Source organism: Parafrankia soli (assembly GCF_001854695.1).
In the GTDB taxonomy this organism is placed as follows: Bacteria; Actinomycetota; Actinomycetes; order Frankiales; family Frankiaceae; genus Parafrankia; species Parafrankia soli.
The window spans coordinates 1-15,859 of the sequence record NZ_MAXA01000243.1 but is presented as its reverse complement, the minus strand read 5'-3'; the positions used below and the strand labels follow the sequence as shown (position 1 = coordinate 15,859).

The window sequence follows — 15,859 nt, the reverse complement described above, 5'->3', positions numbered from 1 at the left end:
GAGATGATGACCAACGCGAAGCCCTGCCGTCGCGCGCTCGAACGTCCCCGCCCTCCAGCCCGGAATGGAACGAAGCCCTGACCCCGCCCGCACGAACCGAGCATGTGACCATCGAAACCGGTGAGGACGCCGTGAACCAGCGATACCCGGGACCGAGACGGCCGGCCGAGGAGACCGACCCCGGCCGCGCGCGGCCCGTAGCAGACCTGTCGACACACCCCGGACAGCTTGCCCGCCGTCTGCAGCAGGTCACATATCAACTGTGGACCGCCACTGTGTCCACCGAGACAACCCCGCCACAGTTCGTGGTTCTCAACAGCCTGCTCGCCGACCCCGACATCGACCAGCGCACGCTGGGCGAACGGGCGTCGCTGGACCGCTCCACCGTCGCCGACGTGGTCGCGCGACTGGTGCAGCGGGGGCTGATCCGCCGCGTGCGCGATCCCCGTGACGGCCGCCGCAACGTACTGCGGCTCACGCAGCGCGGCGAATCGACGCACAGCCACGTCGCTGGGCGGGTGGAGCGGATGAACGACCTCCTGCTCTCCCCGCTCTCGGCGGACGAACGCACCGCCCTGCTCTCCATGCTGACGCGGATCGTCGAGTCCGTGCCGGCGATCTCGGCGGCCGAGGGGAACACCGCCGTCTGACGGCAGGATCGGCCTCACCACCGACAAGATCCGATCAGCACCGGATCCAGCTACTAAAAGTAGTGAGGCCAACACCCGTCGCCTAGGTTGAGAGGGGTCCACCCCTCCGATCAGGCCCAGGCGATGGGAATGATGTCCCGCAGACGCTCCGCACGCGGCCCGCGCCGCGGCCCGCCTCGCCCGGCGGGCCGTTCCGGGCCGGCGGGAGCCGCGGAACGCCACGAGTCACCGCCGGCGGCGGGTCACAACGACCCGCCGTCGGCGCGGCACGACCCGCCTCAGGCACGGCACGACCCGCCGCAGGCGCGGCTCCTGGTGGCGGCGGTCTGCGTTCTGGCGATGGCGGCGCTGGGCCTCGGGCTCTTCTCCGATGTCCTGACCCGGCACGTCCTGACCCTCGGCGCTGGCCGGGCCGGTGGCCCGCCGCCCGCGGGCAGCGCCGGGGGACCACCCACGCGGGGCGCCACGGCGGAAGAGGCGGAACAGCCCCCCTGGGGCGCTGCGGCCGGTCAGCGGCCGGGGCCGGTGTGGCCACCGCGGGCCGGCAGCCCGTCCGATGCCGGGGACACGACCGAACTCACCCTGACCTTCAGCGGCGACCTGGTCCTCGGCCCGTCCAGCGCCCGCGCGGCGCTGGCACCGCTCGGCAGCCTGTTGTCCTCCGCCGACCTCGCGATCTGCCGCGGGCCGGCTCCCACCGCCCACCCGGAGGTCATCGCCGAGGCCCTGCGGCGGGTGGGCTTCGGCGCGTGCGCCACCGCGTCCGGCCGGGCGGCCCGGCTGGGCGGCGCCGGGGTGCGCGGCCTGCTGGACGCCCTCGACGGCGCGGCGATCGACCACAGCGGCACGGCCCGCGAGCCGCTGGACGCCGCCACCCTGTCGCTGCTGCCCGTGCGCGGCGCGCAGATCTCGCTGCTGTCCTACACCGAGGACGCCGGCACCGACCCCGCTCCCGGCTCGCCCGGAGCGGACCCGCCCGGCTGGACGGTCAACGAGCTGGACCCGGCGCGGATCCTGCGGGACGCCGCCCGCGCCCGCCAGGCCGGCGCCGACCTCGTCGTGGTCGCGCTGTCCTGGGCCCCCGACCAGGCCGAATCCGCGCGGAGCGCGCCGACGGAAACGGCGCCGACGCAGCGGCAGCGGATGACCGCGCGCGAGCTGCTCCACTCCCCACTCGTTGACCTGGTCGTGGGCACCGGCACCGGCACGGTGCGGCCGGTCGAACGCGTCGACGGCAAGTACGTCGCCTACGGGACGGGCTCGATCACCGTCCCGGCAGCGGGCGGCCCCAGCGGCGGTGCCGGTGGCGTCCCCGGCGGCGGCCCTGGCAGGGAAGCAGGCGCCGAACCGGGCGTGGACGCCGCCGGGCGGGACCGGGAGCGGGACGGCGCGCTCCTGCACGCCCGGGTACGGCGCACGGCGCTCGGCTGGGTGGTCGTCGGTCTCACCTACAGCCCGACCTGGACGGGGCCGGACGGCGTCGTCCGCCCGGTAGCGGACGCCCTCGACGACCCGGGCACGTCCGAGGCGGCACGGGCCGAACTGACGGTGTCCTGGCTGCGCACCGTGGCCGCGCTGACCTCGCTGGGACAGGTCGACGGGGTCCGTCCGGAACGGGTGCCGCGCCAGCCCGGGGCCGGTGCCTGACGCCCGGTGTCGATCGACTTCCTCCGCATCCGGCCCGACATCGGAGTGAGCAGTTACTTTGACCTCCAAGCTGTCGAATCTGGACCGCAGTACCGCTACCGTCTGATCTCATCGTCCACCTGACCCACGACGGCGCCGGTTCCACAGGCACCCGAAGCCGGGCACCCACAACCGATCACCTACACCCGATGGTCCGAACCGGTCCGGACCGGCCGGTCCCCTCCTGGGAGGCAGTACCCGTGACCTCGCCCGACACCGCGGCGCTCATATTCAGAATCATCGTCGGCCTCACGCTGGTCGCCCACGGCTACAACCACGTCTTCGGGCCCGGCGGGATCCAGGGCACCGCGGGCTGGTTCTCGAGCATGGGCCTGCGGCCCGGCATCGTGCATGCCTGGACGTCCGGCCTGGTGGAGATCGCGGCCGGCTTCGGGCTCGCCTTCGGCTTCCTGAACTCGTTCAGCGCCGGTGCGATCATGGGGACGATGGTGGTCGCCGGGATCACCGCGCACCGCAAGAACGGCTTCTTCATCTTCAAGCCGGGCCAGGGCTACGAGTACGTGCTCATGATCGCGGTCCTGTGCCTGGGAATCGCCATCCTCGGCCCAGGCAAGGCCTCGCTCGACCACGCGATCGGGATCGACGACGACCTCAACGGCTGGGTGGGCGCGATCATCGCCCTCGTGCTGGGAGTCGGCGGCTCGGCTGGCCTCCTTGTGACCTCGTGGCGCCCGAACAAGCCGGCATCCACGACGCCGGCGTCCTGACCCGCGACCGCCTGACCCGCGACCACCCGAGCCGCGGCCGCCGAGCGGGCCGCGCCACGGACCGGACGACGGATCGCACCACCCGGGTCATGGCGGGCACGGCGGGGTAGGCCCACCCCCGTGTACCTGTTCGCCGACCGGCGCGAGGCCGGCGCGCTGCTGGCGGACCGGCTCGCCGGCTCCGCCGCGGGCGTACTCGTCCTGGGCCTGCCCCGGGGCGGCGTGCCGGTCGCCGCCGAGGTCGCGAGCCGGCTCGGCGCCGAACTGGACGCGCTGACCGTGCGCAAGCTCGGCGCGCCCGGCCAGCCCGAGTACGCCATCGGGGCGATCGCGAGCGGCGGGATCCGCATCGTGAACGAGCCCGCGGTGCTCCGGCTCGGGCTGGCCCCCGACGTCGTCGACGCCATCGCGGACAGTGAGGGGCACGAGCTCGCGCGCCTCGAGCACGCGTACCGCGGTGACCGGCCGCCACCCGCGGTCGCCGGCCGCGAGGTGATCGTCGTCGACGACGGCCTCGCGACCGGCGCGACCATGGTCGCGGCCGTGCGGGCGATGCGCTCGGCCGGCGCGGCGCGGGTGACCGCCGCCGTACCGGTCGCCTCGGGTCAGGGGGCGCAGACCCTGCGGCCAGAGGTCGACGCCCTCGTCTGCCTGGCCGTCCCCGACGGCTTCATGGCCGTCGGCCCGTACTACCGCGACTTCGGCGCCACCACGGACGACGAGGTCCGCGGGCTCCTCTCCCCCGCGTGACGCCTCCGGATCGCGGCGGTGGTCGCGGTACTAACCCGCGACGCCCGCGGCGCGGCGGCGGCCGGCCCGCGTCCGCCGCGGGTCCGGGCTGCCCGCGTCGGGGAACCGGCGCAGGTACTCGCGCTCCAGTTCCAGCATCCGCTGGGTGTGGGTCTCGAAGGCGTCCTCGCTCCCGGCCAGGAACGTGTCGTGCCTGGTCAGGTGCAGATGCCGTACTTCACGGACGAGGTCGGAGTCGGAGAGTTCGGGCGCGGGAATTCCCTCGGGGCGGTGGGTCATGAAGGACCACTACCCCGTGCGGATGCATCTCCCACTCCCCCGACGCGCTTCGCGCTCACGCCGGGGCACCACCGGGCAACAGGTCCGGCCCCGGCACCGGTGGGACGGAATCGGGCAGCGGGCTGGGCGGGACGGGATCCGGGTCGGGGCCGGGCGGCACCGGATCGGGCCCCGGGCCCGGCGGCACCGGGTCCGGGCCCGGGCCGGGCGGCACCGGATCGGGAACCGGGCTGGGCGGGACGGGGTCGGGCCCCGGGCCGGGCGGCGTCACCGCGCGCCAGATCAACCCCGGACCCGCTGCCACGGCACCACCCCCGGCACCACCCGTGGCGGCTCCGGCGGCGCCGCCTTGGGCTCCGCCCGCGGCTACGCCCCCGCCGTCATCCGGTCCGACGTCCACCCTGTTGATCAACCCCATGCTCCTGGTCCACATGGCCGGAACCTCCTCGTCTCCGCATGGCCCAGACCCGCTCGCCGTGCGCCGGCGTCTGGTGATCTCTCTCGTCGCCTACCCGCGTCACCGCGGGGCACACCCCCGCGCTGCCGGTCCGTGATCGCGCGGCCACCCGTCGGCCACCCGTCGGCCACCGGTCGGCCACCGGTCGGCCACCGCGGCTTCCCCCGGCCCGACCGGTCGCGCCATGACGTCGGACGGCCACGCCCAGCGGTCACGGACATCCCTGGTGGGACGCGCCCGGCGGCCCGTGGGCGACCGTCGCTACGATTCCCGGGATGCTTCGGCCATCTCCGGACAACTCACCTTGATCAACAGGTCGGACGCCCGACCGGCGGTGAGGGATCACCTCTGTCCGGTTACGTAGGCCTGCGACGTCGACGGGGAGGGTGCCGGTGGTGGAGCCGATCCTCGCGATCGACTACGGCACCTACAGCGCGTCCGCGGCGCTGGTCGTCGACGGCAAGGTGGCCACGGTCCGGGAACCCGCGAGCGGCGCCGCCGGCTGGCCGGCCTCCGTGTTCGCCGACGGCGAGCTGCTGGTGGTCGGCACCCTCGCCGAGCGCCGCAAGCGGATCTGGCCCGCGGCCTACCGCGGCGGGGTCAAACGTGACCTGACCAGGAACGCCGCCGTCACCCTGGACGGCCGCGCCCACCAGCCGGCCGCGCTGGTCACCGCGGTGCTGGCGGCGCTGCGCGCCGAGGCCGAGGTCCAGCTCGCCGGGGAGGCGCTGCGCCGGGCGGTCGTGACCGTGCCGGCCAGCTACGACCCGGCCGGGCCGCTGCGGCGGACGATGATCCGGGCCGCCGAGGAGGCCGGCTTCGTCGACGTCGACCTGCTCGCCGAACCAGTCGCCGCAGCCTGGGCGCCGATGGGCCCCGCCGGCCCGCAGCCCGGCAACCTCGTCCTCGTCTACGACCTCGGCGGCGGGACGTTCGAGGCGGCCCTGGTGGTGGTCGGCGAGGACGGCCGCCACGAGCTGCTCGGGCACGCCAGCCTGCACGACTGCGGCGGGCGCGACTTCGACCAGCTGCTTTTCGACGAGATCCTCGGCCACTACGGGCCGGGCCTCGAGCCGCTGCTCAACCCGACCGGCGTCGGCGAGGTGTTCCAGACCGCCGCCAGCCGGACCCGCCACGAGCTGCTCGACTTCGCCCGCGCGGTGAAGCACCAGCTCACGGATGTCGCCTTCGTCGAGGACGTCTTCAGCCCCGCCGGCCTGCTCGTCAGTCTGGAACGGGACCGGTTCGACAAGCTCGCCTCCCCGACCCTGGCCCGGACGATGGCCTGCTGCCAGCACCTGCTGGAGAGCACCGGCATCAGCCAGGGGCAGCTCGACGGCGTGCTGCCGGTCGGCGGCTCGTCGCGGATGCCGGTGGTCACCGAGATCCTCGCCGGCCGGCTCGGCGTCGGCACCGACTGGCCGCACCAGCACGTGTTCACCGCCCCGGAGCCGGACCAGGCCGTCGTGCTCGGCGCGGCCTCCTGGGCGGCGACGGTCTCGACCCGGCGCACCGTCGCCGCGCGGCCCGACCCGGTGGTGCGCCCGGCCCGCTGGGACATTCCCGGCGGGCGGGCCACGATGGTCCGCTGGCTGGTCGAACCCGGGGCCCGCTTCGACGCCGGGGCGGTGCTCGCCCGCGTCCGGCTGACCGACGGCGCGCTGTTCGACCTGGCCGCCGAGGGTCCGGGCAGCCTCGTGGAGACCCACGCCGAGCCGGGTTCGGCCGTGCGCGACGTCGACTGGCTGGCCACGACGCTGCCGTCCGGCCCCGCGCCGGCCGGCTCGGCCCGGCCCGCCGACCTGCGCGGATTCGAGCGCAGCAACCGACCGTCCCGCAACGTCGAGGTGACGACGCGGGTGACGCTGACCGGCCACGAACGCGACGTCACCTCCGCCGCGTTCTCCCCCGACGGCCGGCTGCTCGCCACCACCAGCAAGGACGGCACCCGGCTGTGGGACACGACCACCGGCCGCACCGTCGGGCGGCTGAGCGGGCGCAAGATCTCCGCAGTGCACGGCTGTGCGTTCTCCCCGGACGGCGACCTGCTCGCGACCACCGGCAGCGACAAGACCGCGCGGATCTGGGAGATCGCGACCGAGCGGCTGGCCCTCACCCTGGCCGGCCACAAGGGCCCCGTCTACGGCTGCGCGTTCTCCCCGGACGGCCGCCTGCTCGCGACGGTCAGCACGGACCGCACGGTCAAGCTGTGGGGGGTCTCGACCGGAACCAACATCGCCACGCTGACCGGGCACMGCGGCTCGGTGTACGGGTGCGCGTTCTCCCCGGACGGCCGGCTCCTCGTCACCGCGGGCGCCGAGTCGACCCTGCTCTGGGACGTCACGATCGGTGAGACGATCACGAGCCTGGCCGGGCACACCAACTTCGCGAACGGCTGCTCGTTCTCCMCCGACGGCCTGCTGCTGGCCACGACCAGCAACGACGGCACCCGTCTCACCGACACCCCGACCGGGACGACCACACTCACCCTGCCCGGCTCGGCGCAGAGCTGCGCGTTCTCCCCGGACGGCGTCCTGCTGGCGACGGCGAGCACCGACGACACCGCCCGGCTGTGGGACGTCGCCACCGGGACGGCGGTGGCGACGCTGACCGGTCACAGCAGCACCGTCATGGCCTGCGCGTTCGCGCCCTACGGCCTGCTGCTGGCCACCACCAGCACGGACAAGACCGCCCGGCTGTGGGACATCACCTACACGCCGGACTCGGCGCGCTGACCGGGCTGCGCACCCGGATCTCACGCATCCGATGACCTGGGGTTTTACTCCCGATCATCCGGCTATAGCCTCCCCTCGGCAGTTTTGGTCCGAGGTTGTGGAGGAACAGGCGTGTTCGGGTGGCGGAAGGTCGTCAGTAGTGGTCGCGGTGTCGTCGAGCCCCCGACGCGGCTGATCACTCCGGGGCTGCGGGGCTTCAAGCAGTTCCTGATGCGGGGCAACATCGTCGACCTGGCCATCGCGGTGGTCGTCGGCACGGCGTTCACGGCCGTCGTCCAGTCGCTGGTGAAGAACATCCTCACGCCGTTGATCGCCGCGATCGGCGGCGAGCCGGACTTCTCCAGCCTGACGTTCACCATCAACGGCAGCAAGTTCGGGTACGGGACGTTCATCAACGATGTGATCGCGTTCATCGTTGTCGCGGCGGTGATCTACTTCGTGATCGTCCTGCCGCTCGCCAAGGCGAACGAGATGCGCCAGCGTGGCGAGGAACCGGAGCCGCAGGAGGAGCCGGCGATCAGCGACGAGGCGAAGCTGCTCACCGAGATCCGCGACCTGCTCGCGGCGAACAACAACCCCGCCGCCGCGCCGCTGGCCGGCCAGCCGCCGCAGTACGGCTGACGGACAGCGGTCGGACGGTCGACCCGCCGGGCCGGGCTCGCCGTGGGCCCAGCCCGGCGGCCTCGGACCCGGGGCTCCAGTCGCCGGTCACTCGAACCCCGGGCGCCACGCGCCGGACGGGCGCCTCAGCCAAGGCGCCGGTCAGGCGTCGAAGCCGGGCTGGTCGCTCGGGCACTCCAGGTCGAGATCCGCGGCGACGGCGCTCGGGACGATGCCACAGCCGACCTCGTAGCTGCCGATCTGGATCAGCTCCCACCCCGAGTCGCCACGGTGCAGGACGCCCTCGGCCCGGTCGACCTCGTCCGTGACGGGCACGAGCTCGACCCAGGCCCAGCTCTGGTCGCTGCGGGCGAGGACGGTGCCCGTGACCCGGTAGCTCTCCGGCGGGACGGCGGACGTGAGGGCGCTGCTCCGGACCGCGTTCACGATCACCGACGACTCCTGCGCCGAGGGCACCACGGTGCCGGGCCCGCCGACGCTCGCCGTGACCACGCCGACCCGCTGCGCGGGCACCGGCGGCGCGACCGAGGTGGACCCCGACACCGCGAACGCCGTGCCGACCGTGACGGCGCCGGCGGCCACGACCGTGGCGGCGGTGACAGCGGGACGCACGGCACGCCGGTGGCCACCGGGGCGGGTGGACCGGCGCGGCGAGGCAGGACTGCGGTGGCGGGCCATGGGGTGCACGTACCCAGTCTGCGCAGATGAATCCACCAAATCGAGCGAGTTACCGGTCAGGCTGCCGACAGACCACATCCCACCCACTGCACGCATATGATCACGTTGCGGTGCAAGGGATGCCAGTACCACCAGATGCGACATGCCACCTGGTGGACCGGGGTGAGGACACCATCCGGCCCACCCGCCGCCCGACTCAGCGACGCGGCTCAGCGGCCTCGATGTCGGCACGGTCCCGGTCGACATCGGACGGGTTCCAGGTGTGCATTCGTGGGTCTCCTGCTCCTCGGTCGGTCCGCACCGCCCGTGGCCGCGGCACATTCGCCAGGAATGCCGCGAGACGGGGCAGATGGTCGCGGTCACGATCCGGGAGCGGAGCGTCGCGCGGCGAGCCTGGCACCCTGCGGGAACGGGTGAGGCCACCACCACCCGCACCGGCTGGGTGCCCGCCTACCGCGCGGCGCAGCCGTCGGGTGAAATGGTCAGTTCCCCGGGCCATCGGGGCAGCAGGGGCGGGGCGTCCGGATCACGGGGCGCGGGGTGTGAAGGAGCGCGGTTGCCGTGTCGGAATCGCCGGGGTCGCCGGAGCCGTCCAGGTCGTCAGAACCGCCCCGGTCGTCGGAGTTGCCGGAGTTGCCGGGGTCGCCGGGCACGGGTTCGGAGGAGCCCGCCGTCCGGTTACGGTCGGTGTACCGCACCTTCGATGCCGAGACCGCCCCGGTGCACGCGCTGCGGGGCGCCAGCCTGACCGTGGCCCGCGGTGAGTTCGTCGCGGTGATGGGGCCGTCCGGCAGCGGCAAGTCGACTCTGCTGAACGTCGTCGCCGGGCTCGAGCGGGTCGACGACGGGTCGGTCACCGTCGCCGGCATCGCGCTGACCGCGCTGTCCGAGGCCGACCTCGCCCGGCTGCGCCGCCACCACGTCGGGATGGTGTTCCAGTTCTTCCACCTGCTCGAGGCGATGTCCGTGGCGGACAACGTCGTGCTGGCGGCCCGGCTGTCGGGGGCGGGCCGGCGGGCCGCCGTCCGGCGTGGGCATGACCTGCTCGACCTGCTCGGGCTGCTCGAGCGGGCTGACTCGATGCCGGGCACGCTCTCCGGAGGCCAGCGCCAGCGCCTGGCGATCGCCCGCGCGCTCGCGAACGAGCCGACCGTGCTGCTCGCCGACGAGCCGACCGGAGCGCTCGACTCCGCCGGCGCCGCCGAGGTCCTCGATCTGTTCACCCGGCTACACGAGCGCGGGCAGACCATCCTGATGGTCACCCACGACCCGCAGGTCGCGGCCGGCGCGCAGCGGATCGTCACCATGCGCGACGGTCGCGTCTCCACCAGCGCGAGCGGCGGTGCCGGTGCCGGCACAGGTGCGGCCGGCGTCGCCGGTGCCGGCGGCGCCACGGTTGCGGCCGGCGTCGCCGGTGCGGGCGGCGCCACGGTTGCGGGCGGCGGCGCCGGCCGTGGGCGGGCCGAGGTGTCGGCGTGACCCACCCGCGGCGCCAGCTCCTCACCGCGGCGGCCCTGGCCGGGGCCGCGGTGACCGCCGCGTGCGCCGCCCCACGGCTGCTCGGCGCCGGAACGCCGCCGTGGTCCGCCCCGCTGGCCGTGGACGCCGTCCTGCTCACCGCCGGGGTGGCCGCCGGCTGGGCGCCCCGCGCGCGGCGCCGTTCCGAACGCGTTCTGACCATCGCCGCCGACCTCGCCTGCCTCGCCGCGATCGCGGCGGTGGGCCTCGCGGGCGCGCTGGCCACCCTCGGGCACCGCCCGCCGGACGGCGGCGAGAGCTTCACCGGCCCGGTCCTGATCGCGGCGGCCCTCGCCGCCGTCCTGGCCGCCGGGGCGCGGGCCCGGACGGCGGCGCTCGTCCGGCACGCCGTGCGGGGCGCCCGGTACGCGCCCGACGACGTCCTGCGGACCTTCGGCGAGGACGCGAGCCGCGGGACCAGCCTGGACGAGGCGCTGGCCGGGCTGGGTGACGCCCTGCGGCGCAGCCTCTCCCTGCAGCGGGTGGAGATCTGGACCGGCGCGGCCGGGCGCCTCACCGCCGCCGTCGTGACGCCGGAGAGCCCACCCCCGGCCGCTCCGGACGCCGGTGGGCAGGACGCCGGTAGGCCCACTGCGGGCGGTTCCGGTACTGCGGGCGGTCCCGGTGCCACCGCCGACGGGCCCGCCGAGGTCGGCTCGACGATCGCCCTCACCGCCGGTGATCTCATCGTGCTCGCGCGGACCAGGGTGGCGGGGCCCGGGTGGCTGTCGCTGTGGGTCCCCCAGCTCGCCCGCCGGTACCTGGACACCCAGGTACGGGTCGTCCCCGCCCGCGCCGGCGGCGCCCTGCTCGGGATGCTCGTCGCCCAGCGGCCACCGGAGGCCCCCCGGTTCTCCGAGGCCGAGGACCGGATGCTCGCCGAACTCGGGACACGGGTCGGCACCGTCCTGCACAACCGCCAGCTCGACGCCAACCTGCGCGACGCGCTCACCGACCTGCGGCACGCCAACGAAGAGCTGCGCGGCTCCAGGGCCCGCCTGGTCGCCACCGCGGACGCCGAGCGGCGCCGGATCGAGCGTGATCTCCACGACGGGGCGCAGCAGCAGCTGGTCTCGCTCGCCGTCGGCCTCCGGCTGGTCCGCGACCTCATCTCGGACGGTGACTCGGACGGCAGCAGCTCGCACGACAGCGGCTCGAACGACGGCGACGGGTCCGGGCCCGGCGCGCCGGAACGCGACGAGGACCTGGCCGCCGCCGACGAGCTGCTCACCGCCATGGCCGAGCAGGTGACCGAGACGATCACCGAGGTCCGCAACCTCGCGCACGGCATCTACCCGCCGCTGCTGCGGTCCTCGGGCCTGACCGAGGCGCTGCGGGCCGCCGGGCAGCGTTCCACGGTGGGCGTGACCGTGCGGGCCGACGACATCGGCCGCTACCCCCCGGACGTCGAGGCCGCCGTCTACTTCTGCTGCCTGGAGGCGTTGCAGAACGCGGCCAAGCACGCCCCCGGCAGCTCGGTGGAGGTGACGCTCGGCGAGCGGGAGGGGTCGCTCACCTTCGCCGTGTGGGACGACGGCGCCGGCTTCGAACCGGAGAGCTCCGCACGTGGCCACGGCATGACGAACATGGCGGACCGCATCGGCGCGATCGGCGGCACGCTGCGCTGGGAGTCGTCCCCCGGCTCCGGGACGGGCGTCATCGGCGTCGTGCCCGTGGGTGGCGGCTGATGGCCGTCCTCGGCGCGATCGGGATGATCGCGCGCAGTGAGCTGCGGCGGCGGTGGGCGGCGCTGGTCGCCCTCGGCGTGCTCATCGGCATGGTCGTCGCCGTGGTCGCCGGGACGGCGGCGCTCGTCCGGCGCACCGCCACGGCGCACGACCGACTCGAGCGTGCCTCCTCGGTCGCGGACCTCCAGGTGAGCTACTTCAGCGACGACCCGGAGCTGGCCCGCAGGGTGGCCGCCATCCCGGGGGTCGCGCAGGCGTGGGCGGGCGTCGGGATGGTCGGGCGGCTGGAGGACCAGCCGTCGCTGGCCTACATCGGCATCATCGGCGGCCCGGCCGATCACCGCGGCCTGTACGAGCCCGTGGTGGTCCGTGGGCACGGGTATGACCCGGCCGAGCCGGACGAGGCCGTCCTCGACGAGCGGGCGGCCGCCCGGTGGGGGGTGGGCGTCGGCGACACGCTGCGGCTGCGGCTGCTGACGCCGTCGGACTTCCTCAGCTTCGACACCGGTTTCGGCACCCCGGGCGGGCCCGTCCTGAAACTGACGATCACCGGCCTGACCAGGATGGCCGGCGAGAACGCCCGGCAGATGCCGCTGGCTGTCAGCCCAGCGCTGGCAAGCCGGCTCGATCCCGTCTCCACCGCGGTCATGCTGCGGCTCGAGCCCGGCCCGCGGACCGTCTCGGCCGTCAGCACGGCGCTGTGGCGGCTGGGAGACGGCCTGGCGCGCGACCCGCTGGCCGGGGAGTTCCCCGCGCTGCAGGTGTCCCGGCCGGCGACCGACGGCGACGCCCGCATCGCCGCGACCCAGCGCGTCCTCGTCACCGGGCTGGTCGTCTTCGCCGCCGTCGTCGGCGTCGCCGGCCTCGCCGCCGCCGGGCAGGCGTTCTACCGCCACCACGCGGCGAGCGCGCACGCCCAGCGCATCGAGGCGGTGCTCGGCCTGACCGGGCTGGGCCGCGCCGGCGCGCGGACGCTGGCGGCGCTGCCCGCCGCCGGGCTGGCCGGGGTGACCGCCGCCGCGGGCCCCCTCATCGCGGGCCTGCTGGAACCGCTCGGGCCGCTCGCCTGGGTGGAGCCCCACCCGGGCTACGCGCCGCACGTCGCGCTGGTGTGCGGCGCCGGAGCGGCGGGCCTGCTCATCACCCTCCTGCTCGCCGGCGGCACCGCGGCCCGAACCGGACGTCGCCCGACAGACCCGGGACCTCTCGTGCCCCGCCTGGGCATGGCCGCCCTGGCGGCCGGGGCCTTCGGGCCGGCGGCCCGGTTCGGCTCGTCGGCCGTGTCACCCCTGCCGGCCGCGTCGTCCCTGTCACCGGTCGGCTCGGCGGCGGCATCGGCGGCGACGGGCCAGGGTGGGGCCGGATCCCCGCTGGCCCGCGGCGCGGCCTGCATGCGCGGCCCGGTCTGGCTGTGGATCGGAACCGCGTTCGCGCTCGGGCGCCGCCGGGACCGCTCGCCGGCCACCCGCCGGCCCGCCGTCGCGGGCGCGGCCATCGGGGTGACCGGGCTGGTCGCCGCCGCGACGATCGCCGCCGGCATGAACCGCCTGGTCGACGAGCCGCAGCGGTACGGATGGAACGCGGATCTGGAGATCACCGACGCGCGCCCGGAGATCGTCAACCGGCTCGCGGCCGACCCCCGGGTCGCCGCCGTCAGCATGCTCGACGCATCGACCGCGACCATCGAGGTCGACGCCGAGGGCCGGGCGTTGCGGGCGCCGGACCCCATCCAGGGCGACGGCCCGGGCGACGCCGGCCCCGGGGCGATCGGGCGGGGGGACACCAGCCCCGGCGAGGACGTCGCCGTCTACTCCCTCGCGCCGAAGGCGACCACGCGCGCCGGCCCGGTGACGTCCACCGGGGCGGTGGGATGGACGATCTTCGAGGGTGTGGTGCCGCGGGGCCCGAACGAGGTCGTCCTCGGCCCGCGGGCCGCCCAGCGGTTCGACCTCGGGGTGGGCAACACGGTGAGCGTGGCGGCGAACGACGGCGGGCACGCCGTGCTCACCGTCGTCGGCATCGGGATCGGCCCCGTCCCCGGCGGGGAGCGGCTCGGCGAGAGCATGCTCGTCGAGCCGGCCACGCTCGCCCGGGTCCAGCGGACGCAGCCGCTGCGCAGCGCGCTCGTCCGCGCCGTCGACCCGGTGAACCCGGTGAACCTCGCCGCCGCGCTGGGCACCGAGTACGAGCTGGACGTCGGCCGCCCGCCGACCGAGATCGCCAACCTGGGCGGCATCGGCCGGCTCCCGGCCCTGCTCCAGACCGTGCTCGCCGCGCTGGCCGTGGCCGCCGCGGGTCACGCCGCCGGAACCACCTGGCGGCGCCGCCACGGCGAGCTCGCGATCCTGCGCACCCTCGGCTTCACACCGTCCCAGACGGCCCGCATCCCGCTGACGACCTCGTGCGTGAGCGCGGCGCTGGCCGTCGCCGTCGGTATCCCGGCCGGCATGTTGATCGGACGTCTGGTCTGGTGGGAGATCGCGACCGCGACCGGGGTGTCCGCCGACCTGGCGATACCCGTGCGGGTGCTCGCTGTGCTCCCGCCGGCCGCGATCGCCGTCGGCCTGCTCGTCGCCGCCCTGCCCGCCTGGCGCGCGTGGCGGCTGCTGCCGGGGGCCGTCCTGCGCGGGGAGTGACCACCCCCCGCACGGGCCAGCCCCGGCTATCGGGGCGGATCGGACGGCGGCGTGCGCCGGCTCCAGATCTCGCGTAGGACGCTCGGCGCCAGGTCCTCCTTGCACAGGTAGTCCAGCCCGCTGGCCGCGACGGCCGCCGGCAGGTCCGTCCGCCCGTACGTCGAGCACAGGACGACGACCGTGTCGGGCGCGTCCTCGCGGATGCGCGCGCCGGCGACCACGCCGTCGATACCGGGCAGGTTGACGTCCATGAGCACCAGGTCAGGGCGCAGCTCGGCGGCGGCGGTAAGCGCGTCCTCGCCCGTCTCGGCCTCACCGGCGAGGACGAAACCGGCGGCACGGCGCAGGACCGCGCGCACGGCGAGCCGGAAGGGCCGCTGGTCGTCAACGACCAGCACGGAGACCGCCGGAGGGGAGCTCATGGACACAGTCTCGCCGTGCGGCTCACGGTGCCCAAGGGTGCGACCATGTCATCAGGTCGGTGTGGCTACCTTCCCCGTCGACCCGCTTGCGGGGCGATGCCCCGAGTGCAGGTAGAGCAGGACGGCCTTCACCCGCCGGTTCAGGTCGGGCTCGTCGGTCAGGCCGAGCTTCGCGAAGATCGAGTTGCTGTGCTTCTCCACCGCCCGTTCGGACAGGACGAGCGTCCCGGCGATCGCCGCGTTGCTCCAGCCCTGGGCCATGTGGCTCAGCACCTCCCGCTCGCGCGGGGTCAGCCGGTCCAGCTCGGTGTGCTGGCGGCGCGCGTTCGCCGCGACCAGCCCCTCCACCACCGCCGGGTCGATCACCGACTCCCCGGCCGCGACCGCGCGGATGGCCCGCAGCAGGTCGTCCACGCCGGCCACCCGCTCCTTGAGCAGGTACGCCCGCCCGGACGAGCCGCCCTCGAGCAACGCGAGGGCGTAGGTGGCCTCGGCGTGCTGACTGAGGACGACGACGCCGACCGCCGGGCGCTCCCGCCGCAGCCACCCGGCGACCTTGATGCCCTCGTCCGAACGGGACGGCGGCATCCTGATGTCGGTCACCACCACGTCCGGATCGTGGTCGCGCACCGCCTGTTCCAGGGACGGCCGATCGGTCGCCGTGCCGACGAGCTCCAGGCCGTCCGCACGCTCGATCAGCGTTGCCAGACCATGCCGGAGCAGGGCGTTGTCCTCAGCGAGGACTACACGAACGGCCATTGGTCCACTGTAGGCGCGGCTTGACACCCGTAGCGGGCCACACGGACACGATGACGTCGTCCCGACGACACCCGCCGGGACAGGCCCGGGGCAGGGGTTCGGGGTCGGGTCGATGACGCGGCCACCGCGGGCCACGGTTGATCATGATGTTCCAGAACTAGTGTCCCGTTCCGGAGATCTGCGATCTCATGGGACCTGCGGTGTCATGGAGGTATGGCAGGTAAGCCGAGTCTGCCGCTCGTGCTCACCGGG

Annotated in this window: 14 protein-coding genes; 9 read left to right on the top strand and 5 right to left on the bottom strand. The window is 74.9% G+C overall.

The window, feature by feature from the left end; genetic code table 11:
- Window positions 1-104: 104 nt before the first annotated feature.
- The 4 genes from BBK14_RS26465 (at window position 105) to BBK14_RS26450 (ending at window position 3,814) form a co-directional block, all read left to right on the top strand.
- Window positions 105-650 carry a MarR family winged helix-turn-helix transcriptional regulator gene (locus BBK14_RS26465; RefSeq protein WP_198541447.1) on the top strand — a complete coding sequence of 182 codons (546 nt, stop codon included), beginning with the start codon at window positions 105-107 and terminating at the stop codon, window positions 648-650.
- Between the two features lie 129 nt (window positions 651-779).
- Window positions 780-2,297: a CapA family protein gene (locus tag BBK14_RS26460; protein WP_241831865.1), complete on the top strand. Its 1,518-nt coding sequence runs from the start codon at window positions 780-782 to the stop codon at window positions 2,295-2,297.
- Window positions 2,298-2,536: 239 nt separating this feature from the next.
- Window positions 2,537-3,064: a DoxX family protein gene (locus BBK14_RS26455; RefSeq protein WP_020463893.1), complete on the top strand. Its 528-nt coding sequence runs from the start codon at window positions 2,537-2,539 to the stop codon at window positions 3,062-3,064.
- Window positions 3,065-3,184: 120 nt separating this feature from the next.
- The gene (locus tag BBK14_RS26450) at window positions 3,185-3,814 is read left to right on the top strand and encodes a phosphoribosyltransferase (protein WP_071065955.1); all 630 of its coding nucleotides are present in this window, start codon (window positions 3,185-3,187) and stop codon (window positions 3,812-3,814) included.
- Window positions 3,815-3,844: 30 nt separating this feature from the next.
- On the opposite strand, the gene BBK14_RS26445 is transcribed toward BBK14_RS26450, so the two are convergent.
- The gene (locus BBK14_RS26445) at window positions 3,845-4,093 is read right to left on the bottom strand and encodes a DUF6158 family protein (RefSeq protein ID WP_071065954.1); all 249 of its coding nucleotides are present in this window, start codon (window positions 4,091-4,093) and stop codon (window positions 3,845-3,847) included.
- A gap of 55 nt (window positions 4,094-4,148) precedes the next feature.
- On the bottom strand, window positions 4,149-4,397 hold the full coding sequence (locus tag BBK14_RS35950; RefSeq protein ID WP_083391273.1) for a hypothetical protein: 249 nt from the start codon (window positions 4,395-4,397) through the stop codon (window positions 4,149-4,151).
- A gap of 545 nt (window positions 4,398-4,942) precedes the next feature.
- Between BBK14_RS35950 and BBK14_RS26440 the strand changes: the two genes are divergently transcribed.
- Window positions 4,943-7,285: an Hsp70 family protein gene (locus tag BBK14_RS26440; protein WP_071065984.1), complete on the top strand. Its 2,343-nt coding sequence runs from the start codon at window positions 4,943-4,945 to the stop codon at window positions 7,283-7,285.
- Between the two features lie 111 nt (window positions 7,286-7,396).
- Window positions 7,397-7,906 carry a large conductance mechanosensitive channel protein MscL gene (gene mscL / locus BBK14_RS26435; protein WP_198541446.1) on the top strand — a complete coding sequence of 170 codons (510 nt, stop codon included), beginning with the start codon at window positions 7,397-7,399 and terminating at the stop codon, window positions 7,904-7,906.
- A gap of 141 nt (window positions 7,907-8,047) precedes the next feature.
- On the opposite strand, the gene BBK14_RS26430 is transcribed toward mscL, so the two are convergent.
- Window positions 8,048-8,518 (bottom strand): hypothetical protein, encoded by a 471-nt coding sequence (locus BBK14_RS26430; protein WP_235013597.1) that lies wholly within the window; start codon window positions 8,516-8,518, stop codon window positions 8,048-8,050.
- A gap of 753 nt (window positions 8,519-9,271) precedes the next feature.
- Between BBK14_RS26430 and BBK14_RS26425 the strand changes: the two genes are divergently transcribed.
- The 3 genes from BBK14_RS26425 to BBK14_RS26415 are packed head-to-tail and all read left to right on the top strand — an operon-like array spanning window position 9,272 to window position 14,426.
- Window positions 9,272-10,063 carry an ABC transporter ATP-binding protein gene (locus BBK14_RS26425; protein WP_241831864.1) on the top strand — a complete coding sequence of 264 codons (792 nt, stop codon included), beginning with the start codon at window positions 9,272-9,274 and terminating at the stop codon, window positions 10,061-10,063.
- Window positions 10,060-11,790 (top strand): sensor histidine kinase, encoded by a 1,731-nt coding sequence (locus BBK14_RS26420; RefSeq protein ID WP_071065952.1) that lies wholly within the window; start codon window positions 10,060-10,062, stop codon window positions 11,788-11,790. The genes BBK14_RS26425 and BBK14_RS26420 overlap by 4 nt, the downstream gene beginning before the upstream one ends.
- Complete coding sequence (locus BBK14_RS26415) at window positions 11,790-14,426, top strand: ABC transporter permease (protein ID WP_071065951.1); 2,637 nt, start codon at window positions 11,790-11,792, stop codon at window positions 14,424-14,426. The genes BBK14_RS26420 and BBK14_RS26415 overlap by 1 nt, the downstream gene beginning before the upstream one ends.
- Window positions 14,427-14,452: 26 nt before the next feature.
- On the opposite strand, the gene BBK14_RS26410 is transcribed toward BBK14_RS26415, so the two are convergent.
- Entirely contained in the window at window positions 14,453-14,848 is a 396-nt protein-coding gene (locus BBK14_RS26410) for a response regulator transcription factor (RefSeq protein ID WP_020463902.1), read from the bottom strand.
- Window positions 14,849-14,899: 51 nt separating this feature from the next.
- A complete protein-coding gene (locus tag BBK14_RS26405) occupies window positions 14,900-15,607 on the bottom strand; it encodes a response regulator transcription factor (protein ID WP_018500389.1) in 708 nt (235 codons plus the stop codon).
- Between the last annotated feature and the right edge of the window lie 252 nt (window positions 15,608-15,859).

What these genes read in the sequence shown, in the direction of transcription:
- BBK14_RS26445 (WP_071065954.1), bottom strand. Translation starts at nt 4,093, where the DNA reads ATGACCCACCGCCCCGAGGGAATTCCCGCGCCCGAACTCTCCGACTCC.
- BBK14_RS26415 (WP_071065951.1), top strand. Translation starts at nt 11,790, where the DNA reads ATGGCCGTCCTCGGCGCGATCGGGATGATCGCGCGCAGTGAGCTGCGG.
- BBK14_RS26410 (WP_020463902.1), bottom strand. Translation starts at nt 14,848, where the DNA reads ATGAGCTCCCCTCCGGCGGTCTCCGTGCTGGTCGTTGACGACCAGCGG.
- BBK14_RS26460 (WP_241831865.1), top strand. Translation starts at nt 780, where the DNA reads ATGATGTCCCGCAGACGCTCCGCACGCGGCCCGCGCCGCGGCCCGCCT.
- BBK14_RS26405 (WP_018500389.1), bottom strand. Translation starts at nt 15,607, where the DNA reads ATGGCCGTTCGTGTAGTCCTCGCTGAGGACAACGCCCTGCTCCGGCAT.